Source organism: Natronosalvus rutilus (assembly GCF_024204665.1).
GTDB lineage: Archaea > Halobacteriota > Halobacteria > Halobacteriales > Natrialbaceae > Natronosalvus > Natronosalvus rutilus.
Genome location: NZ_CP100355.1, coordinates 3,561,546 through 3,581,233 on the forward strand (window position 1 = coordinate 3,561,546; position 19,688 = coordinate 3,581,233).

The window sequence follows — 19,688 nt, forward strand, 5'->3', positions numbered from 1 at the left end:
TGACGATTTACAGCGGGATCGGGAGCCACTGGAGGGACTCGAGCAGTTCCGTGGGGTCGAACAGCGGCTCCCGGAGGACCAGCCAGTCCAGGAGCACCAGTCCAGCACCGTGGGCGACGACCGAGGGCAGGATCGAGTTCGAGTGGTAGTCGACGGCGCCGAAGAGGACGTCCGTCGGTCCCGAGAGCAGGAACTCGATCGGTGGCTTCGCGGCGTGGTGGATCATGTAGACGACGGGGCTGATGAACACGGCCACGATGCCGATTTCCTTGACGCCGACGCAGAGCAGCCCCCGGTAGTAGGTCTCGGCGGCGAGGGCGAGCGTAAACAGCTGGATAGCGTGGGGGAGAAACTCGCCCATCGCGAGCGACGTTTCCCACATCGGGTAGTACGCGCGGATCGTGGGGAGCGTCGAGCCGACGAGGTAGATCGGGAGGACGAACATTGCGAGCAACACGGCGTTACGGATCGCGACGCGGTCGACGTGCCAGCCGATGTGGCGCCCGTGGGTGTAGCCGAGCGCGAGCGGCCCGCCGATCAAGACGACCGAGTCGAAGATCGCCCGTCGGCCGATGGACTCCGGGACGCCAGTCATCCAGACGATCGTCAGAACTGCACCCGCGATCAACGACTTCTGAACCCAGGATCGGTCACCGAGGTGTTCGCGCACCCACCGGCGAGGGCCCGATTCGTCCACCTGTTCCACGATTCGTTACTCGCTCGAGGCCGGTTCGTCGGCGGTCGACGCGCTCGAGTCCGCCGTCGTGCCCGAGTCCGCCGTCGCGACCGGTCCGGTTCCGACGACGTCGCGGACGTGTTCCGCGAACTCCTGGTGGCGCTCGAAGTACGTCTCGTCGACGTCCTCGAGGACGCTCGAAATAGTTCGGGGACCGTCGGGCGTTCGGATCTCGCTCTGGCCCTCGAGTCGGTCGATTTCGCTCTTCTGGATAGGCCAGTGCAGGCGAGAAGTCACGCGTGCGAGGGGGGCTCCCTCGACAGGCGTGTGCTCACCGAGCTCGACGGCAGGCGTCGAATCTTCTTCCTCGTCACTCATACGCGAGCGTTCGCGAGCCCGTCGATTCAAGCTTTCGTTTCCGGGGGACCACCATCGGCGGCACTGCAGGCGAGCGTTCGCTCGTGTGACTTGAGTCGCTCGAGTCAGCGCCGTCGTCGCACGAACCGACGCGTCGGAATCGCTCCTCGGGTCGTCACGCGAGACGACGCGATAGCGTCGCTCCTCGAGCCGAAATCATCTCTGGTATTTTACATACGTCTGACGTATCGTTTTGTGGAATGAGCCCCATTGGGCGGACATGACAAGCCTGACGGACGTCTACGACGGGCCCGGAACGGGAACGAGCCACCGGCGGCTGTACGCCGGAACGGCACTCGTCGCCGTCGGGGCGCTGCTCTCGGTCGTCGCTGTCGTCGTCGCGACGACCTCGACGTTCGCGAGCATGTTCGCCGACCAGTACGGTCCGGTTCTGTGGGCGGGGGTGCTCGCCGGAACCGGCGTTCCACTGGCGCTGTTGGGGGTCTTCGCCGTCCTCCCGGCGAGTCGTCGCGTGCAGGCCGCCGCCGTGATCGGCACGACCATCTGCCTGCTCGGCGTCGTCTTCTTCTCGTACGCTTACCCGGACCACTGGCGCAACCACGGCCAGAACCTCACGCTCCAGGTGTCCGTCGTCTACCTCTTCGGCCTCTTCACCGCGATGTGGTGTCTGTTCACCGGCGTCGTCAACTTCAAGACGCGAAACGATCCCGGCGGCATGCTCGAGATGAACGTCACCCGCCGAAACCAGACGAAGGTCGTCGAGGTCGAGTCCTCGAAGGGCGGCCTGGGCGGTATCGGCTTCCTCGGTGGAACGCCCGACGGCGAGGTCGATACGCAGACGAACACGAACGCCGAGAGCGGCGGGCCGTCGCCCGGAAACCCGTCCCCGGCGGCCAGCGACGGTGGGTCGACCACGCAGGACATTCGATCACCGCTCGACGACGGGCCCTCGGCGGACGCCACCGAATCGGATGCCGTCATCGTCGACGGGCCGGCGGCCGCCGATCCGACCGATCGCTACTGCGGGAACTGCCAGCATTTCCAGTACGTCCGGACGTCGAACGGGATGACGCCCTACTGCGGGCGCTTCGACGAGACGATGGACGACATGGACGCCTGCGAGGAGTGGACGCCGAATCGCCGGTAGACCACTGACTCGTCATTCTCGCCGCTTCGTCGTTCCCTCGAGTCCGAGCGGCCGCGTCGAACGAAAGAGTAGAAGTGTCCCGTCCGTGAACCACATTCCATGTACGACCGCATCAAGGGCTTTCGCGACTTCTACCCCGGCGAGATGGCCGCTCGCCGCCAGGCGATCGACACCCTCGAGGAGACGGCGCATCGCTACGGCTTTCGTGAGATTGGCACGCCGGCACTCGAGCGCGCCGAAATGTGGACGGACAAGAGCGGCGACGACATCGTCGACGAATTGTACGCCTTCGAGGACCAGGGCGGCCGCCACGTCACCCTCACCCCGGAACTGACGCCGACGGTCGCCCGGATGGTCGTCGCCAAGCAACAGGAACTCTCGAAGCCGATCAAGTGGTTCTCGACGCGCCCATTCTGGCGCTACGAACAGGTCCAGCAGGGCCGCCAGCGTGAGTTCTACCAGACCAACGTCGACATCTTTGGCTCCTCGGAACCGGAAGCCGACGCCGAGATCCTGGCGTGGGCGGCCGACGCGCTCACCGGTCTCGGCCTGACGAGCGAGCACTTCGAGTTCCGCGTCTCCCACCGCGACATCCTCGGCGGCATCTTCGAGACCTACGGCGACGACGTCGACGTCGAAGCGGCCATCAGGGCCGTCGACAAGTCGGACAAACTCGAGCGCGCCGAGTACCACGGGCTGCTCGCCGACGCCGGCCTCGACCGGGGAGACGCCGAAGACGTCGCCGACCTGATCGCCGGGGGCGACCTCGAGGCGGTCGTCGAGTTCGCCGACACCGAGCGCGTCACGGCGGCCGTCGAGAACCTGCAGGATGTGCTCGCGGCAGCCGAGGACTTCGGCGCCCGTGAGTACTGCACCATCTCGCTCGAGACGGCTCGCGGGCTCGATTACTACACGGGCGTCGTCTTCGAGTGCTTCGACTCCGCGGGGGACGTCTCGCGGTCGATCTTCGGCGGCGGGCGCTACGACGACCTGATCGAGTCCTTCGACGGCCAGCCGACGCCCGCGGTCGGCGTCGCCCCCGGCCACGCGACCCTGCCGCTGCTCATGCAGCGCGCCGGCGTCTGGCCCGCCGAGGAGGTGACGACAGACTACTACATTCTCTCGGTGGGCGACACCCGCTCGGAGGCCTCGCGGATCGCTCGCGAACTCAGAAACCGGGGCCACGTCGTCGAGAGCGACGTCGCTGGGCGCTCCTTCGGCGCCCAACTGGGGTACGCCGACTCGATCAACGCTGAGACGACGGTCATCGTCGGCGAGCGCGACCTCGAAAACGACGAGATTACGGTCAAGGAAATGGCCTCGGGCGACGAGGTCCAGGCGCCCGTGGATTCGTTCCCCGGCGACGTCGAGCGCCCGACCATCGACGATTTCGACGCCTGAGGTGGCGCCGTCCGTTGTGACCGGACCTTCTTGCTCGAGCGACTCGAAGAATGAGGTGTGACCGACGAGGAACGACGACGCTGGAACGACCGCTACGAGGACTCGACCTACCGCTCGCCCGGCGATCCGTCGGCCGTTCTCGAGGCCCTCGCGGACGACCTGCCTGCGGGTCGGGCGCTCGACGTCGCCACTGGCGGCGGGCGAAACGCTCGATTCCTCGCCGAGTGCGGGTGGACGGTCGACGCCATCGACATCTCGAGCGCCGTGCTCTCGCGGGCCCGAGAGCGGGAACAGGATCGCGAGCGGTTGCTCGAGCGGGCGCTGGCGATCAACTGGATCCTGGCCGACGTGGATAGCTACGGGTTTCGCGCGAACGCCTACGACCTGGTCACGATCAGTTTCTTCGACGCCCGCGACCGCCTGCCCGCGATTCTCGAGTCGCTCGCCCCCGGTGGCGTCCTCGTTTACGAACACTACCTGGACGACGCGGACGGCGGCGGCCCCGGAAACCGCTACCGCTTCGAACCGAACGAACTCCTCGAGGCCTGCTCGAGGCTCGAGATCCGGTACTACGCCGAGCGGGAGGTCGACGGCGAGCGTCTGGTAACCCTGGTCGGTCACCGATCCGAGAATTCCGAGAGAGGGGATTCCGATCAGGGGGAGTGGTTCCCGACGTTTCGCGTCCCCTGACTCGAGCGACCAGAACTATTTTTTGGCCGCCCACCGCACGACAGGTATGCGACTCGCCGTCATTTCCGATACGCACATTCCCGAGCGAGCGGACGCCATCCCGGACGACTTCCGCGAGCGCATCGCCGGCGCGGACCACACGATTCACGCCGGCGACTTCGAGACCCACGAAGCGCTCGCGAATATTCGCGACCTCGCCGCGGACCTGACCGCCGTCCACGGCAATGCCGATCCGGCCGACCTCGAGTTGCCAGCGGTGGCGGACGTGACCCTCGAGGACGTAACCTTCGTCGTCACCCACGGCACGCTGAACCCGGTCGAGGCGTCCGTCTACGGTCACGACGGGATGGTCATGACCGACGAGGACTGGGCGAACGCCATCGCGGACACCGCTCGAGCCCGGACCCGCGCGTGGAACGGGGAGGGGGTCGTCGGCATCGGCGGTCATTCCCACAGGGTCGAAGACCGCGTCCACGAGGGGATTCGGCTGCTCAACCCGGGCTCGGTGACGGGGGCCGACCCTGCCGAGAAGGCGACGATGATGACCGTCGACGTCGAGGACGGTGGACTCGAGGTGACGCTCCACGAGGGCTGATCCTGGCTATCGATAGCGCTGGAACATCGCCCACCTTAGTGCGCCGGCGACGGCGAGGGCGATAAGCATGCTGACAACGTAGACGAGCGCCGTGAGGACGGGCCACAGCAGGACGACTCGAGCCTCGCTCAGGCCAGCCCGATCTGTTCGGTGTAGGCCCCGTAGTGGTCCTCGAACACCTGCATGATCTCGCCCATCGTCGCGTACGCCTTGACGGCGTCGACGATGGCCGGCATCGTGTTCTCGTCGCTCCCGATGGCCTCCTTCAGGTCCTCGAGGGCGGCCTCGACGGCCGCGTCGTCGCGCTCGGCTTTCGTCCGCTCGAGGCGCTCGAGCTGGGTTTCCTGGGCGGCCTCGTCCACGTGGAGGATCTCGGGGCTGGTGTCCTCCTCGATAGTGAACTTGTTGACGCCGACGACGACCTCCTCTTCGCGCTCGACGCGCTCCTGGTACTCGTAGGAGGCCTCCTGAATCTCCCGGAGGAAGTAGCCGTCGTCGATGCCCTGGAGGATGCCGTCTCGCACGGAACCGTCGCCGAGGTCGCGGATGTGCTTGATGTATTCCATCGCCTGCTCCTCGACCTCGTTGGTCAGGGATTCGACGGCGAACGAACCGCCGAGCGGGTCGACGATATCGGCGGCGCCGGACTCCTCGGCGATAATCTGCTGGGTCCGGAGAGCGACCCTGACAGCCTTCTCGCTGGGCAGGGCGAGCGCCTCGTCGAAGCTGTTGGTGTGGAGGCTCTGGGTGCCTCCCAGCACCCCGGCGAGGGCCTGGACGGTGACGCGAGCGACGTTGTTGATCGGCTGCTGGGCGGTCAGCGACTGGCCGGCGGTCTGGGTGTGGAACTTCAGCCGTTTGGATTCGGCGCGCTCGGCGTCGTACCACTCGTCCATCACGCGGGCGTAGATTCGCCGCGCGGCGCGGAACTTGGCGATCTCCTCGAAGAAGGAGTTGTGGCAATTGAAGAAAAACGAGAGACGCGGCGCGAACTCGTCGACTTCGAGCCCGCGGTCCATCGCGTCCTCGACGTAGCCGAAGCCGTCCGCCAGCGTGAAGGCGAGTTCCTGAACGGCCGTCGACCCGGCCTCGCGGATGTGGTAGCCCGAGACCGAGATGGGGTGGAACTTCGGGGTCTCCTCGGTGCTGAACTCGACGACGTCGGTCACGAGGTCGAGGGCGGGTTCGGGCGGGATGACCCACTCCTTCTGAGCGATGAACTCCTTGAACATGTCGTTCTGGAGGGTGCCCCGGACCTGGTCGCGGGGCACGCCCTGCTGGTCGGCCAGCGCGACGTACATCGCGTAGATGACGGGCGCGGAGGGGTTGATCGTGAAACTCGTCGAGACCTCGCCGACGTCGATGCCGTCGAACAGCACCTCCATGTCCCGCAATGTGTCCACGGCGACGCCTTCTCTGCCGACCTCGCCGTCGCTCATCGGGTCGTCCGAGTCGAGCCCCATCAGCGTCGGCATGTCGAACGCCGTCGAGAGGCCGGTCTGACCCTGGTCGATCAGGTAGTGAAAGCGCTCGTTGGTCTCTTCGACGGTCCCGAACCCGGCGAACTGACGCATCGTCCACGTCCGGCCGCGGTACATCGTCGGGTACGGCCCTCGCGTGTAGGGTTCCTCGCCGGGAAAGCCCAGATCCTCGAGGTAGTCCAGGTCCGAGACGTCGTCGGGGGTGTACAGTCGGTCGACCTCGAGGTTCGAGACCGTCGCGAACCGGTCCTTGCGCTCCCCGAAGCGTTCAACCACGGGCTCGAGCGTCTCCGATTCCCACTCGGATTCGGCATCCTGGATCGTCTCGAGATCCGCATCGTCGTACATGAGCGTAAGTATTGCCGGACGGTCCATTAAGGATTCCGGGAAGGATCGATACGCCGGCGTCGTGGGAGATTACGAAGATGCCAGAGGCGGGTTCGTTCTCGGTCTTCTCGTCCTTCGAGTGGCAGAGGCGGGACGAAACGACGTCGACGAGGCTAGGCTGCATCTGCAAGCAGCATGGTAACGCACGGCCCGCTCGAACCACTCAGTGAGTGAGCGGCGGCCACAGTCGCCGCTGCATTTGGAGGGTGAGACGTATGCATACACAACGACAGACGACCACAGACGTAGACGGCCGGTGGAACCGTCCGCGAGTGATTAGTCGCGGTCACCGGGACCGGCGACGATCCGCGAGGTGGCACGGTGGCTGACTCGAGTTACCACTACGTGTACGGGATCGTCGCCTCGAGCGACGCCAACGCGATCTCGCTCGAGGAAGACGACGATTCGGACCGAGAGACGCTGCCCGTGGAGGGGGCGGGCGTTGCTGGGGCAACCGAGTTGTACCCGGTATCCCACGGTCGACTTGCCGCGCTGGCGTCGCCGATCGACGTGACCGATCCCGAGGAGACCGACGAGGACGCGAAACGCCACGACGCGGTGCTCCGCGCGCTGTTGACCGAGAACGGCGGCCGAACGATCGTTCCGATGCGATTCGGTATGGTCTTCGAAAGCGAGCGCGCGCTGAAGAACGTCCTCCGCGGTGGCCGCGGCGCGTTCAGACGAACGCTTCACGACATCGACAACAGGGTCGAACTCGGCCTGAAGGTCGTTCGCGAGCAGGACGCGACCGTCGATGACGAGACGATCGTCGAGCGGGTGAGCGACGAACTCGAGCCACTGGCCACGAGCAGCGTCGATAGCGGGGAGTTCAGTGATCGGCTTATACTCAACCGCTCCTATCTCGTCGACCGGTCGGAGCGCGAGGCGTTCGACACCGCCGTCGGCGAACTCGAGGCCGACCTCGAGGACGTGATGATCCGGTACTCGGGGCCGTTCGCGCCGTACAGTTTCGTCGACGTCAAGATCGGGGCCCAGCGATGATGGCGATCATCGTTGACGACCTGCTCGTCCGCCCGTTCGTCGGCCTCGTCAACACGTTGCACACGATGGCGATCAACGAACTGTACGACATCGAGGCCCTCGAGAACGAGCGCAAGGAAAACCGACTCCTCTACGAACTCGGCGAACGGTCGAAAGCCGAGTACGAGGAGCGCAGAGACGAAATCGAAGCCGAACTCGAACTCGCTCGCGAGGTCCACGAGGAACTCACGAGCGGACGCGTGGAGGTCCGAACCAATGACTGACGAACCACCAGATCCCCCAGATTCACCCGACGGCCCGCCCGAGGAACCACCCGAGGAACCGTCTGAAGAACCATCCGAAGAATCACCCGAGACGCCACCGAACGACGGCGACGACAATCAGATGTCCGACTCGAGCCAGTCGTCCGATCAGGAATCGGCTGCGGGAGACGACGAGGCCGACGAACCCGGCAACCAACCGAACGAGCGAGCGGATCAGTCCAATGAACACGGAGACGAGCGTCGTCCATCGCCCCCGTCCTCCAGTCGGCACCAGTCGGAGTCCGGATTCGAGGCCAGGCCGGGCGGACAGCTCCTGTCGCGGCTCTTTCGGCTCCTCGAGTCGGGCGCCGAGAGCGGGACCGGATTCGGCGGCGCGTACGGAAACGCGCCCTTCGGCGACTCGACCCGACGCGACGACGGTAGCCGTTTCAGGTTCGACACCGACGTCGACCTGACGTTCAGCTCGATCGAACCCGCCGGTGACGACGCTCGTCGAAATCGGCGTCGCGGATTGCACGACGAGCGCTCGCCCGAGCGCGCTCGACGCGACGCGATCCCGTCGATCGACGTCGCGAAGCGACGATACGGGACGGAACTCGAGGTCGTGGCCGACGTCTCGGCAGTCGGGGAAGATCGGGTCCGCGTCGGGTTCGACGACGACGACCTCGTCCTGGCCGACGACGACGGCCACGAGCTGTCGCGCGTGAGTCTGCCGTGGCCGGAAACGGAGGCCGACGCGACGGTGAACAACGGCATCCTTACGGTGCGGGTGACCCGGGTAGACGCCCCCGACCCCGTGGACGGTGAGACCGATGAGTGAAACGAACGAAGTAGGTGACGAAATCGACATCGAGGCCGACGACCTCGAGTCGGTCGTCGAAACCGGCAGCGCCGCACTCGACGCCCTCGAGGACGACCTCGCCGACGTCGACGCACTCGGCGAACTCGACGACGACGTGCTCGAGGACGTGCGGCAGAACCTCCACGCGCTCGAGGACGTGACGACGGCCCTCGCCGAGTTCATCGAGGCGATGGACCTCGAAGACCTGGCCGAGGTCGTCGAGCCAGGCGAGTTGCTCGACGCGATCGACGTCGGCGAGATCCCGGATGCGCTGCAGTCGGGAGAAATCGCCGACGCGGTCAACGTGACCGCCTTGCTCGACGCGCTCAACCTGCTCGAGGCGTGGGGCGCGACCGACGTGACCGACGTGCTCAGGGAGGGTGACGATCTTACAGACACCCTCGAGGACGTGAGCGAGGAGGATTCGGCCGTCGGCGCGGCGGCGTCGACGGTAACGGACGACGATGGCGACGATGACGATGACGACCTCCTTGAGGACCAACTCGACGTCAGCGCCGAGGAAACCATGGACGCCCTCGACGTCGACGTACTCGAGGACCCCGAGTACGTGCAGGTTTCGATCCAGCAGGCCGCGATGGAGGCCATCGACGGCGTTCGCTGGACGCTGCTCGAGACCCACGAGCAGTTCGAGAAGCTCTACGAGTTCAACCGGGAACGAATGCGCCGCCAGGACCGCGGGACCACGTCTCGGAACCCGACCGCGGCGTCGACCATGCCGGTCGCCCGGGCGGACCTCGGAAGCGACAGCCGCTACTCGACGGTTCCCCAGCAGGTCAAGCTGTCGACGGCACCCGCCCGACGGCGGATCTACGGCAGACGATTCGAGATCGAACGGAAACGCCAGCGGGGTGAGCGCTGATGGTCGACGCCGTTCAGCCAAGCCGTCAGCAGGCCGACCTCGCGGACGTCGTCGAGATGCTGCTCGACAAGGGGATCGTGATCAACGCCGACATCGCCGTCTCCATCGGCGATACCCAGCTACTCGGTATCCAGCTTCGCGCCGCCATCGCCTCCTTCGAGACGGCCGCGAAGTACGGCCTCGAGTTCCCCGAGGGGACGGACATGCGCCGCGTGGCGGAGGCCGCGGGCGAACCGGAACTCGCGGAGGAGGATCGGCGGCTGATCCCACCCGTCGCACCAGTTCACGGTGTGAATGTGACTAGCGAGGACGACCAGATGGAACGTTCGGACGCGGACGACTCGAGTGAGGACGAATCGGACGACGATACCGAGAACTCGAGTGCGGACGGGTCGGCTGATGAAACCGAACGCGAAGACGACGCACCTGAAGCCGAAACCGACGGAGGCGAGAACACGTGACCACGATCGACGTCGGCGAGGACGGCAACGCCCGCCAGGGGCTATTGACCCTCGTCATCGCCGTCGTGGAACTCCTCGTCGAGGCGCTCGAACGGGAGGCGATCCGGCGGATGGAGTCCCCGGATCTCACCGACGAGGAGGTCGACCGTCTGGGGCGCCAGCTCGCGTCCATCGAGGCCGAACTCGAGCAGCTGAAAGCCGACGAGGGGATCAAGGAGGGCGTCGCCGACCTCCGGAACGATCTCGACGGCCTGGTCAGCGACGCGATCAGGCAACTCGAGGACGATCCGACGAACGTCGAGACGGGCCACGCCGTCCTCGGAGGTGACGACGGTGGGACGTGAACCGCGCGAGGCCACGGCCCAGGAACGGGACGCGAACCGTGACGACCCGGCAGGTCGCGACGCCGAACCCGTTTCGGACGCCGACGAGACCCCCGACTTCGCCGAGGGACGGTACGTCTACTGCATCGTCACGCTCGAGGCCGACGGCGAGGCCGATCTGGACGTCGGGGGGATCGACGACGAACCCGTGTCGGTCGTCGCGCTCGATCGCGAAGATGGGGACAGGGACGGAGACGGGAACCTGACCCTCGCCGCAGTCGTTCACGCGTGTGACTCGCTGTACGACTCGGCCGACATCGCGCAGGTCAAGCGCTGGCTGGTCCGCCACCAGACAGTCATCGATCGGGCGAGCCAGCAGTTCGGTACGCCCCTGCCGTTCCAGTTCGACACCATCGTCCGGGGCGACGACGACGCCGTCCGCGGGTGGCTCGCCGACCAGCGGACCCCGCTCGAGGCGGCGCTCGCGGATCTCGCCAGCCACGCGGAGTACCGGATCGAGGTCGTCGAGACCGATCCGCCCGACGAGGAGATGCTGGTCGAGCGCGACGACGAACTCGCGTCGCTGGCCGAAGAGCGAGAGGGGGCCTCGGAGGGACGCGCGTTCCTCCTCGAGAAGCAGTTCGATCAGCGGATCAGGGACCTCCGGCGCGACCGGCGAGCGTCTATACGGGAGTCCCTGCGCCAGTCGCTCGAGTCGTGTACGCGGGAGGTACAGGTGCTTGAGCGCCAGCCATCGGTGAGTCTCTCCAGCGGTTCCGGCAGGGCTGGAAAACCGGCAGACGGAACGCGGCTCTGTCGGCTGACCGTCCTCGCCCGGGAGAGCGAGGAGGAGACGGTCGGTTCGGTACTCGACGACGTCGCCGAGAAACCGGGGCTCGAGGTCCGGTTCACCGGGCCGTGGCCGCCATACTCGTTCGCGCCCACGCTCGGAGAGGAGATGGACGCTGCCGCGAGTGGTGATCGGAGTACGAGCACGGAGACGAAAACGAGCACCGAGACGGGTGATCGCCAACGATGAAACCCGACCGAGACGACGACGCGCTGGTCGACGTCCTCGACGTGCTCCTGCGCGACGGCGCGGTCGTGCGCGCCGACGTAATCGTCTCCGTCGCGGAAATTCCGCTCGTGGGCATCAAACTGTCCGCCGCAATCGCCGGCATGGAGACGATGACCGACTACGGCCTCTTCGAGGACTGGGACACGACGCGGCGCACTCGAGCGGTCGAGCGCCGCCAGTACGGCCATCGGCGAGGCAACGACGACCGCGAGGACGCAGACGAGGAGCGCGACTTCCAGGACCACCCCACGATGCGCCCGCAGGGGGAGCCGCGGCGATGGACGCCGGCGCCGGAGGACGAGCGAGAACGTGAACGTCCGCAGCCATCTACCGTCTCCGAGGAGTGATCGCGACAGCGGGGCCGACGTCGGCCGACGGCCGATGGACGACTCGCAAATTGGCTAGACGACTCGCGAACTGAATCGAACCGAACTCGAGCGGCCGCTCCAGTTTTAGTTCAGTCGTCCGAATCAGCGTCCGTCTCCGCGAACTTGCGCTTGAGCGAGAGGACAGTTCGGGAGAACGAACAGACGAGCTCGTCGTCCTGGTTGAACACCTCGACGGCCATCGTGACGACGCCGCGCTCGCTGTCGCTGGTCTCGCGTTTGTCGGTCACCGTCGACTGGACGCGGATCGTGTCCCCGTGAAACACCGGCGTCGGGTGCTCGACGTCGTCGTAGTTCAGGTTCGCGACGATCGTGCCGTCCGTGGTCTCGGGAATCGAGATGCCGACGGCCAGCGCCAGCGTGTAGATACCGTTGACCAGTCGTTCGCCGAACTGGGTCTCCTGGGCGAAGGTCTCGTCGAGGTGCAACGGCTGCTGGTTCATCGTCATGTCGCAGAATCGCTGGTTGTCGCCTTCGGAAATCGTCCGTCGGCGCTGGTGTTCGATCGTCTCGCCCACCTCGAACTCCTCGTAGTACAGGCCGGTCATCGTCTCGAGCGTCGACGGGGGCGAGTAAAATGACACCGATCGATCCCTGCCCGACGCCGTAGCCGTGGCCCCCATCGGGGTGCAAGTATTGCCCAATCCGAGGAATAATAGCAAGGATTAAGCGTCGGCCTCGGGAAATCCGAACGAATGCGTCGACGCGCCCGTCTCCTCTCGACGAGGTCGTCGACGGGTTGGTCTAGACACCGTCCGTGACGGACCGTGTCCGTTCCCAGAGATACCATGGTAACCGCTGAATCCACGTCAGAACCAGAACGCGAACCCGAGGCAGAGTCAGCCGTCGAAACCGCTCGCGCGCAACTCGAGCGTGCCGCTGCACACCTCGACGTCGACGACGGCATCATCGAGCGGCTCCGGCACCCCGACTCGGTCTACCAGGTGGCGATTCCGCTCAAGCGCGACAGCGGAACGACCGAGATCCTCACTGGCTACCGGGCCCACCACGACGACGTTCGCGGCCCCTACAAGGGCGGCATCCGGTACCATCCGGACGTCTCCGAGGAGGAGTGTGTCGCGCTCTCGATGTGGATGACCTGGAAGTGCGGCGTCATGAATCTCCCCTTCGGCGGCGCCAAAGGTGGCATCGTCGTCGATCCCAAGGACCTGAGCGAGACGGAAGAAGAGCGACTCACGCGACGCCTGGCGGAAGAACTGCGCCCCGTCATCGGACCGATGAAGGACATCCCCGCGCCGGACATGGGCACGAACCCGCAGATGATGGCGTGGTTCATGGACGCCTACTCGATGCAAGAAGGCGAGACGCAGCCCGGAATCGTCACCGGGAAGCCGCCCGCCGTGGGCGGCAGCGAAGGACGCGAGGAAGCACCCGGACGGAGCGTCGGGATCATCGCCGAGAAGGCCATCGAACACTACGGCTGGGACATCACGGACACGACCGTCGCCGTCCAGGGCTTCGGGAGCGTCGGTGCCTACGCCGCCCGCTACCTCGACGACCACGGTGCCAGCGTCGTCGCCGTCAGCGACGTCGACGGCGCGATTTACGACCCCGACGGGCTCGACACTAACGACGTCGAGGACCACGACGCTCGCCCGGGGATGGTCTCGGGATACGACGCCCCCGAGCAGCTCACCAACGCCGAGTTGCTCGAGCTGGACGTCGACGTCCTGATTCCCGCGGCGATCGGTAACGTCCTGACGGCAGACAACGCCAACGACGTCCAGGCAGACATGATCGTCGAGGGTGCCAACGGGCCGACCACCTCGCGAGCGGACTCGGTCTTCGAGCAACGCGAGATTCCGGTGGTCCCCGACATCCTCGCGAACGCCGGCGGTGTCACCGTCTCGTACTTCGAGTGGCTCCAAAATACGAATCGGCGTGCCTGGTCGCTCGAGCGCGTCCACGACGAACTCGAGACGGAAATGCTCCAGGCCTGGAACGCCGTGCGAACGGAGTACGAAGCTCGCGACGTCACCTGGCGCGACGCCGCGTACATCGTCTCCCTCAAGCGGATCGCCGAGGCCCACGACGCTCGCGGCCTCTGGCCCTGACCGGATCCGCAGATTCACGTTTCTTCTCTTCGAAACGATAGATATGACACGTCGAAGCGTCCTGTTCACGCCCGGTGATCGGCCCGAGATGCTACGCAACGCGCCGACCGCCGGCGCCGACGTCCTCGTCTTCGATCTCGAAGACGCCGTCTCACCCGCCCGGACCGCCGAGGCGCGAACGATCGTTCGCGAGGTGCTCACCGATCCGGACTTCGATCCCGACTGCGAGGTGTGCGTGCGGGTCAACGCCGCGCCGGATGAGGCGCGAGCCGACCTCGAGGCAATCCTCGGGGGCGACGCGGGTGAAGAACTTCGGCTTGACGCCATCATGCAACCGAAAGTCGAGTCGGCGGCGGACGTCGACCAGCTGGCGGGCGTACTGGACACGCACGACGCCTCCGCACCGATCCTGGCGCTGATCGAAACTGCCGGCGGCGTCCTGAACGCACCCGACGTCGCTGCGACGGCGGCGACCGACGCCCTCGTCTTCGGCGCCGAGGACCTCTCGGCGGACATCGGCGCGACGCGGACCGACGAGGGGCTCGAGGTGCTCTACGCTCGCGAGCGCGTGGTGATCGCCGCAGCGGCCAACGGCGTCGACGCCATCGACACCGTCTACACCGACTTCGGCGACGAGGGCGGCCTGGTCGAGGAAACCGAGTTCGCCATTCAGTTGGGGTACGACGGGAAGATGGCGATCCACCCGGCACAGGTCGGGCCGATCAACGAGGCGTTCACCCCCGAATCCGCAGAGGTCGAGTGGGCCGAGGCCGTCCTGGAGGGGAAACGCGAGGCCGACGCGGACGGTCGAGGAGTCTTCGAGGTCGACGGGCAGATGATCGACGCCCCGCTAATCGCCCAGGCCGAGCGGATCCTCGAGCGTGCGGAGGCAGCGGCCGATTTCGACGGCGGCGCGTGATCCCGTCTCGGGTGTACGTGCAGGTGCTGCAGGTGCCGTCCGTCGAGGCAGCGTTCGTGTATCGATGACGAGTACAGTCTTCTCGTCTAATATTCACCCTTGTCGACGCGCTTTTACCGGCTTCCTCAGAATGTGATCGTATGACCGAGTCCGCGAATCCATTCGAGAGCCTCCAGTCGCAGATCGACGACGCCGCAGCCCATCTCGAGATCGGTGACGACGTTCTCGACCGCCTCAAACATCCCGAACGGGTGCTCGAGACGAACCTCACTGTAGAACTCGACGACGGCACGCTCGAGCGATTCAAAGCGTTCCGGTCGCAGTTCAACGGCGACCGCGGGCCATACAAGGGCGGCATCCGCTATCACCCGGGCGTCACCCGCGACGAGGTGAAGGCGCTCTCGGGGTGGATGGCCTACAAATGCGCCGTCGTCAACATCCCCTACGGCGGCGGGAAGGGGGGCATCGTCATCGACCCCGCCGACTACTCAGAGAGCGAACTCGAGCGGATCACGCGTGCGTTCGCGACGGAATTGCGCCCGTTCATCGGCGAGGACCGGGACATTCCCGCACCCGACGTGAACACCGGCCAGCGCGAGATGAACTGGATCAAGGACACCTACGAGACCCTCGAGAACACGACCGAACCGGGCGTGATCACCGGAAAAGCGCTCGAGTCGGGCGGCAGCGAGGGCCGCGTCGAGGCGACGGGGCGCTCGACGATGCTCGCGACCCGTGAGGCCTACGACTACCTCGGTCGGGACATCGAGGGCGCCACCGTGGCGGTACAGGGCTACGGCAACGCCGGCTGGATCGCCGCGAACCTGCTCGAAGAGCTCGGAGCGAGCGTCGTCGCCGTCTCGGACTCGAGCGGGGCGATCTACGCCGAGGACGGCTTCGACACGGCGGCCGTCAAGACGTTCAAGAACGAGACCGGAACGGTCAGCGGGTACGAGGGCGCCGACGAATCGTTCTCGAACGAGGATCTGCTCACGCTCGAGGTCGACGTGTTGATCCCGGCCGCCCTCGAGAACGCGATCGACGAGGACCTCGCCCACGACGTCGAGGCCGACCTGATCGTCGAAGCCGCGAACGGACCGCTGACGCCAGGGGCCGACGACGTGCTGGCCGAGCGCGACGTCTACGTCATCCCCGACATCCTCGCGAACGCCGGCGGCGTCACCGTCTCGTACTTCGAGTGGGTGCAGAACCGCCAGCGATTCTACTGGTCCGAGGAGCGCGTCAACGACGAACTCGAGACGATGATCGTCAACGCCTTCGACGAGTTGACGAGCGCATACGAGGCGAACGACCTCGAGAACTTCCGGACGGCGGCCTACGTCGTCGCTATGCAGCGGGTCGTCAATGCGTTCGAGGAAGGCGGTACCTTCCCCTGACGTTCGGCTCGTCTCGCTAGCCGCTCTCATCGTCCACCGATCCTGACTCACCCTCGAGCAACGCGTACAGCTCGACACCCAGCCGCGCCATCTCGAGGTCCGCCTCGAGTCGCTCGAGGTGGCGTTCGAGAGCGTCGGCGTCGAGTTCGTCGAAGGGCTGCTCGAGGAGCCTCGCCAGCGCGGGATCGAGCCCGACCAGGTCCGAGCCGGGCCGGTACGGGGCACACGACCGACCGGCCTCGACCGCGGCGAGGAGTTCCTGGAAGGTGATGACCGTCCGCCGGAGGGCGCGAATGTCGGTTTCGTCAGCGGGAGACTGGAGGGTCGCCGCGAGGGCGGCTTCGGCCTCGGCGACCGCTTCGGGGTCCATCGCGAACGCGTCGCAGGCGGCCGCCCGCTCGAGGGACGAACGCGAACCCCGGCTGCGGCGGGTGAGCAGTCGAAGCGCGGCGACGGTCAGCACCTTGCGATCGTACTGGTACCCGAGTACCGCTTCGGCGCGGACGACGACGGTTCGAGCGTCCTCGGCGACGCCGGCACACCCCAGGTCCCGGCTGATGCGTTCGACGGTCGAGTCGTCCGTGGGCACCGATTCGGTATTCCACAGCATACCTACGTCTCGTTTCCACCGTATCTTATCGATATCTACGATAGTGTCATTACCATCGTAACTATCGGTACTATATTTACTTACCTTGGAATCCGAAGCGTCCAAATAGGCCGTCTCGAGCGCGACAGTCGGCCATCGATCACCGTGCCAGCGAACGAAGGCGAGCACTGACGAATCCGCCACGTTGAAGCCAGTTCCCTTCGAGGGTGGAGCCATGACGAGAGCAGTCTGGGTGAAAGCCGACGCCACCGTCGGCGACTGGGACGTCCGCCGAAGACGGATCACCGCCGCCCTCGAGGCCGGCGCCGACTGGGTACTGGTCGACGAGGACGACGTCGCCCGCGTGCGCGAACTGGGCGACGTCTCGGTCGCCGCCTTCCGAACCGACGGCGACGTGACGTTGATCGACGATGCCGAAAATCAGGAGCAAGAGGCACGACCGGACGCCTACGTCACCGGCAAGGACGGCGAGGGCGACGGCACGATCGACCTCCCCAACGACTTCTCGGGGTCGGCCGACCTCTCGACGCTGCGTCGAAACGGCGCCGTCGACCAGGGAGCCTACGTCCGCATCCTCGGGAAGGAGTACGAGTCGTTTGCGGAAGCCGCCGCCGAGACCGCGGAGTACACCATCGTCATCGGCGACGACTGGACAATCATCCCCCTCGAGAACCTGATCGCCCGGATCGGCGACGAGACGACCCTCGTCGCAGGTGTAACGGGTGCCGCGGAGGCCAAAACCGCGTTCGAGACCCTCGAGCACGGCGCCGACGCCGTCCTGCTCGATTCGGACGATCCCGACGAAATCCGCCGAACCGTCGAGGTTCGAGACGAATCCGAACGCGAATCGCTCGACCTGGAGTGGGGCACCGTCGTCGAAATCGAACCCGTTGGCTCGGCCGACCGGGTCTGTGTCGACACCGGGAACCTGTTCGAGCACGACGAGGGGATGCTCGTCGGGTCGATGGCCCGCGGCCTCGTGTTCGTCCACGCCGAGACCGCCGAGTCGCCGTACGTCGCCTCCCGCCCGTTCCGGGTCAACGCGGGCGCCGTCCACGCCTACGTCCGGACGCCCGACGGCGGCACGAAGTACCTCTCGGAACTCACCAGCGGTGACGAGGTTCAGGTCGTCGACACGAGCGGCCACACCCGCGAGGTAATCGTGGGTCGGGTCAAAATCGAGAAGCGCCCGATGTTCCGGGTCGCCCTCGAGACCGGTTCCGGCGACCGTATCGAGACGCTCCTCCAGAACGCCGAGACGATCAAGGTGGCGACCAGGGACGGGCGCCGGGCGGTGACCGACATCTCGGCGGGTGACGAACTCCTCCTCTACTACGAGGACACGGCGCGACACTTCGGGGAGGCCGTCGAGGAGAGCATCATCGAGAAGTAACCGGTAGCCGACTCGACTCGAACTACGACGTCGAATCCGGCTCCACGGCCTCGAGACGAGTCGTACACCAGTGACAGAACTCGAGGTCCGTATCGAGCGGGCGGCCGCAGTGAGGACAGGTCGGCCCCTCGGTGTCGTCGCGGCCGATCGCCCCGAGTCCGCGAAAGAGCGCGTCAGTCGCTGTGAAGAGGGCGATCGACGCGAGCACGAACCGATCGACTGCGCTAGTCTCCTCGGTCACGACCGTCCAGGTTCCCTCGAGCGACGACATCGCGGCGAGCTGGTCCGCCGAGAACGAGAGCGCGATGGCCGTGACGAACAGCCCCGAGAAGAAGAGCGCACGCACCCACTCGCGGAGAACGGCGTGGCCAACCCCGGGAAACAGAAGCGAACACGCGGCGGCGACGAGGGCACGAACCAGCGTCATTCGTGTGTGCGTTCGGTGTCGACTCCGTTAACATTCCGGTTTCGCTCGAGGTTTCAGGCGTGAATCGGGGATCTCGGGCCCGGGCCCGTTCCCGCCACCGCCGCCGACGCGGCGTCAATCCAGCGACTCGAGTGCCGAAACCAGCCGAGAGAGCGTCTCGAGGTCGTACTGGCCCGGCGCAGTCGCCCGCTCGGAGTCGACCGGCGCGTACCCAATCTTCGAGCCGTACACCGGCGCCACGGCCCGGGTGTGTCGGCCGACCTCGCCCATCGCCATCGTCGCCACTGAATCCCCGTGCGCCGTCAGCTGTTCGGTCGCCGAGAGCAACGCCAGCGCGTCGGCGTTCGTCTCCGCCGTTACCGCCAGCTTCGCCACGTCGGCGTACTTCCCCGCCTCGGTGAGCGTTCGAACCAGCTCTGAGCGTGGCGGTGTCCCCTCGAAATCGTGCGCCGAGGCGACGACGGCGACGCCGCGCTCGCGAGCCGCCTCGAGCACGTCCTCCGCGTCGCCTGCGAGGATCGACTCGAGTTCGACGTCGACCGCTCCCACGGCATCGACGGCGGTGGCTTCGGCGAGCGCCTCGAGTCGCCCCTCGTCGTCGGCTTCGCCGCCTTCCCAGGCCGCTCGATTCGTCGCCAGGATCGGTAACTCGCCGCCGTACGACTCGAGTGCTGCGAGCGGCGCGTCGGCGAGGTCCATCCGAAACTCGAGGCAATCGGCACGACCTCGAGCGGCCGGCTCTTCGCTCAAATCGGCCGTCGAGGCGGCGAGCGTGAACGTCTCGAACGACAGGTTCCTGTTCTCGTCTCTGTTCCCGTCCCTGTTCACGTCCATGTGCCTCGCTCGAGGGCAGCGGTGAAAAAAGACGCGTCGACGGC

At 66.2% G+C, this 19,688-nt stretch carries 24 protein-coding genes; 17 read left to right on the forward strand and 7 right to left on the reverse strand.

The annotated features are described in order from the left end of the window. Positions 1–7 precede the first annotated feature (7 nt). Both NGM29_RS17300 and NGM29_RS17305 read right to left on the reverse strand, forming a co-directional pair. On the reverse strand, positions 8–706 hold the full coding sequence (locus NGM29_RS17300) for a CPBP family glutamic-type intramembrane protease (RefSeq protein WP_254158028.1): 699 nt from the start codon (positions 704–706) through the stop codon (positions 8–10). 6 nt (positions 707–712) lie between these two features. Next, positions 713–1,054 carry a DUF5789 family protein gene (locus NGM29_RS17305; RefSeq protein ID WP_254158029.1) on the reverse strand — a complete coding sequence of 114 codons (342 nt, stop codon included), beginning with the start codon at positions 1,052–1,054 and terminating at the stop codon, positions 713–715. A 259-nt stretch (positions 1,055–1,313) separates the two neighbouring features. Between NGM29_RS17305 and NGM29_RS17310 the strand changes: the two genes are divergently transcribed. The 4 genes from NGM29_RS17310 to NGM29_RS17325 all read left to right on the forward strand — a co-directional run bounded on the left by NGM29_RS17310 (position 1,314) and on the right by NGM29_RS17325 (position 4,887). Further along, entirely contained in the window at positions 1,314–2,201 is an 888-nt protein-coding gene (locus NGM29_RS17310; protein WP_254158030.1) for a cell division protein CdpA domain-containing protein, read from the forward strand. 99 nt (positions 2,202–2,300) lie between these two features. Beyond that, the gene (hisS, locus tag NGM29_RS17315; protein WP_254158031.1) at positions 2,301–3,602 is read left to right on the forward strand and encodes a histidine--tRNA ligase; all 1,302 of its coding nucleotides are present in this window, start codon (positions 2,301–2,303) and stop codon (positions 3,600–3,602) included. 57 nt (positions 3,603–3,659) lie between these two features. Further along, the gene (locus tag NGM29_RS17320; protein ID WP_254158032.1) at positions 3,660–4,292 is read left to right on the forward strand and encodes a class I SAM-dependent methyltransferase; all 633 of its coding nucleotides are present in this window, start codon (positions 3,660–3,662) and stop codon (positions 4,290–4,292) included. A 46-nt stretch (positions 4,293–4,338) separates the two neighbouring features. After that, on the forward strand, positions 4,339–4,887 hold the full coding sequence (locus NGM29_RS17325) for a metallophosphoesterase family protein (RefSeq protein WP_254158033.1): 549 nt from the start codon (positions 4,339–4,341) through the stop codon (positions 4,885–4,887). A gap of 128 nt (positions 4,888–5,015) precedes the next feature. On the opposite strand, the gene NGM29_RS17330 is transcribed toward NGM29_RS17325, so the two are convergent. After that, positions 5,016–6,716 (reverse strand): methylmalonyl-CoA mutase family protein, encoded by a 1,701-nt coding sequence (locus NGM29_RS17330; protein ID WP_254158034.1) that lies wholly within the window; start codon positions 6,714–6,716, stop codon positions 5,016–5,018. On the opposite strand from NGM29_RS17330, the gene NGM29_RS17335 reads away from it, so the two are divergent. From NGM29_RS17335 to gvpM, 9 genes are all read left to right on the forward strand, one after another. Continuing rightward, positions 6,715–6,897, forward strand: a complete 183-nt coding sequence (locus tag NGM29_RS17335; protein ID WP_254158035.1) for a hypothetical protein — start codon at positions 6,715–6,717, stop codon at positions 6,895–6,897. The genes NGM29_RS17330 and NGM29_RS17335 overlap by 2 nt on opposite strands. Positions 6,898–7,076: 179 nt before the next feature. Then, positions 7,077–7,757, forward strand: a complete 681-nt coding sequence (locus tag NGM29_RS17340; RefSeq protein ID WP_256548172.1) for a GvpL/GvpF family gas vesicle protein — start codon at positions 7,077–7,079, stop codon at positions 7,755–7,757. Continuing rightward, positions 7,757–8,020, forward strand: a complete 264-nt coding sequence (gene gvpF / locus NGM29_RS17345; protein WP_254160623.1) for a gas vesicle protein GvpF — start codon at positions 7,757–7,759, stop codon at positions 8,018–8,020. The genes NGM29_RS17340 and gvpF overlap by 1 nt, the downstream gene beginning before the upstream one ends. Beyond that, a complete protein-coding gene (locus tag NGM29_RS17350; RefSeq protein ID WP_254158036.1) occupies positions 8,013–8,840 on the forward strand; it encodes a gas vesicle protein GvpH in 828 nt (275 codons plus the stop codon). Before gvpF ends, NGM29_RS17350 begins: the two co-directional genes overlap by 8 nt. Continuing rightward, complete coding sequence (locus NGM29_RS17355; RefSeq protein ID WP_254158037.1) at positions 8,833–9,741, forward strand: hypothetical protein; 909 nt, start codon at positions 8,833–8,835, stop codon at positions 9,739–9,741. Before NGM29_RS17350 ends, NGM29_RS17355 begins: the two co-directional genes overlap by 8 nt. Further along, positions 9,741–10,202, forward strand: coding sequence for a gas vesicle protein GvpJ (gene gvpJ, locus NGM29_RS17360; RefSeq protein WP_254158038.1), 462 nt, complete (start codon positions 9,741–9,743; stop codon positions 10,200–10,202). The genes NGM29_RS17355 and gvpJ overlap by 1 nt, the downstream gene beginning before the upstream one ends. Next, entirely contained in the window at positions 10,199–10,546 is a 348-nt protein-coding gene (locus NGM29_RS17365) for a gas vesicle protein K (RefSeq protein ID WP_254158039.1), read from the forward strand. The genes gvpJ and NGM29_RS17365 overlap by 4 nt, the downstream gene beginning before the upstream one ends. Beyond that, on the forward strand, positions 10,536–11,564 hold the full coding sequence (gene gvpL, locus NGM29_RS17370) for a gas vesicle protein GvpL (protein ID WP_254158040.1): 1,029 nt from the start codon (positions 10,536–10,538) through the stop codon (positions 11,562–11,564). Before NGM29_RS17365 ends, gvpL begins: the two co-directional genes overlap by 11 nt. Continuing rightward, positions 11,561–11,950 carry a gas vesicle protein GvpM gene (gene gvpM / locus NGM29_RS17375; RefSeq protein ID WP_254158041.1) on the forward strand — a complete coding sequence of 130 codons (390 nt, stop codon included), beginning with the start codon at positions 11,561–11,563 and terminating at the stop codon, positions 11,948–11,950. Before gvpL ends, gvpM begins: the two co-directional genes overlap by 4 nt. A gap of 110 nt (positions 11,951–12,060) precedes the next feature. Here gvpM and NGM29_RS17380 read toward each other — a convergent pair whose 3' ends face one another. Then, entirely contained in the window at positions 12,061–12,537 is a 477-nt protein-coding gene (locus tag NGM29_RS17380) for a MaoC family dehydratase (RefSeq protein ID WP_254160625.1), read from the reverse strand. 240 nt (positions 12,538–12,777) lie between these two features. Between NGM29_RS17380 and gdhB the strand changes: the two genes are divergently transcribed. The 3 genes from gdhB (at position 12,778) to NGM29_RS17395 (ending at position 16,380) form a co-directional block, all read left to right on the forward strand. After that, positions 12,778–14,064 (forward strand): glutamate dehydrogenase GdhB, encoded by a 1,287-nt coding sequence (gene gdhB / locus NGM29_RS17385; protein WP_254158042.1) that lies wholly within the window; start codon positions 12,778–12,780, stop codon positions 14,062–14,064. Between the two features lie 43 nt (positions 14,065–14,107). Continuing rightward, complete coding sequence (locus NGM29_RS17390) at positions 14,108–14,983, forward strand: HpcH/HpaI aldolase/citrate lyase family protein (protein WP_254158043.1); 876 nt, start codon at positions 14,108–14,110, stop codon at positions 14,981–14,983. Between the two features lie 140 nt (positions 14,984–15,123). Next, a complete protein-coding gene (locus tag NGM29_RS17395; protein ID WP_254158044.1) occupies positions 15,124–16,380 on the forward strand; it encodes a Glu/Leu/Phe/Val family dehydrogenase in 1,257 nt (418 codons plus the stop codon). 16 nt (positions 16,381–16,396) lie between these two features. On the opposite strand, the gene NGM29_RS17400 is transcribed toward NGM29_RS17395, so the two are convergent. Then, entirely contained in the window at positions 16,397–16,990 is a 594-nt protein-coding gene (locus tag NGM29_RS17400) for a hypothetical protein (protein WP_254158045.1), read from the reverse strand. A gap of 214 nt (positions 16,991–17,204) precedes the next feature. On the opposite strand from NGM29_RS17400, the gene NGM29_RS17405 reads away from it, so the two are divergent. Then, on the forward strand, positions 17,205–18,383 hold the full coding sequence (locus NGM29_RS17405) for a 3-dehydroquinate synthase II (RefSeq protein ID WP_254158046.1): 1,179 nt from the start codon (positions 17,205–17,207) through the stop codon (positions 18,381–18,383). Positions 18,384–18,405: 22 nt separating this feature from the next. Here the strand turns inward: NGM29_RS17405 and NGM29_RS17410 are convergent, their stop codons facing one another. Both NGM29_RS17410 and NGM29_RS17415 read right to left on the reverse strand, forming a co-directional pair. After that, the gene (locus NGM29_RS17410; protein ID WP_254158047.1) at positions 18,406–18,810 is read right to left on the reverse strand and encodes a DUF7575 domain-containing protein; all 405 of its coding nucleotides are present in this window, start codon (positions 18,808–18,810) and stop codon (positions 18,406–18,408) included. A 114-nt stretch (positions 18,811–18,924) separates the two neighbouring features. Next, the gene (locus NGM29_RS17415) at positions 18,925–19,644 is read right to left on the reverse strand and encodes a type I 3-dehydroquinate dehydratase (protein ID WP_254158048.1); all 720 of its coding nucleotides are present in this window, start codon (positions 19,642–19,644) and stop codon (positions 18,925–18,927) included. Positions 19,645–19,688 lie beyond the last annotated feature (44 nt).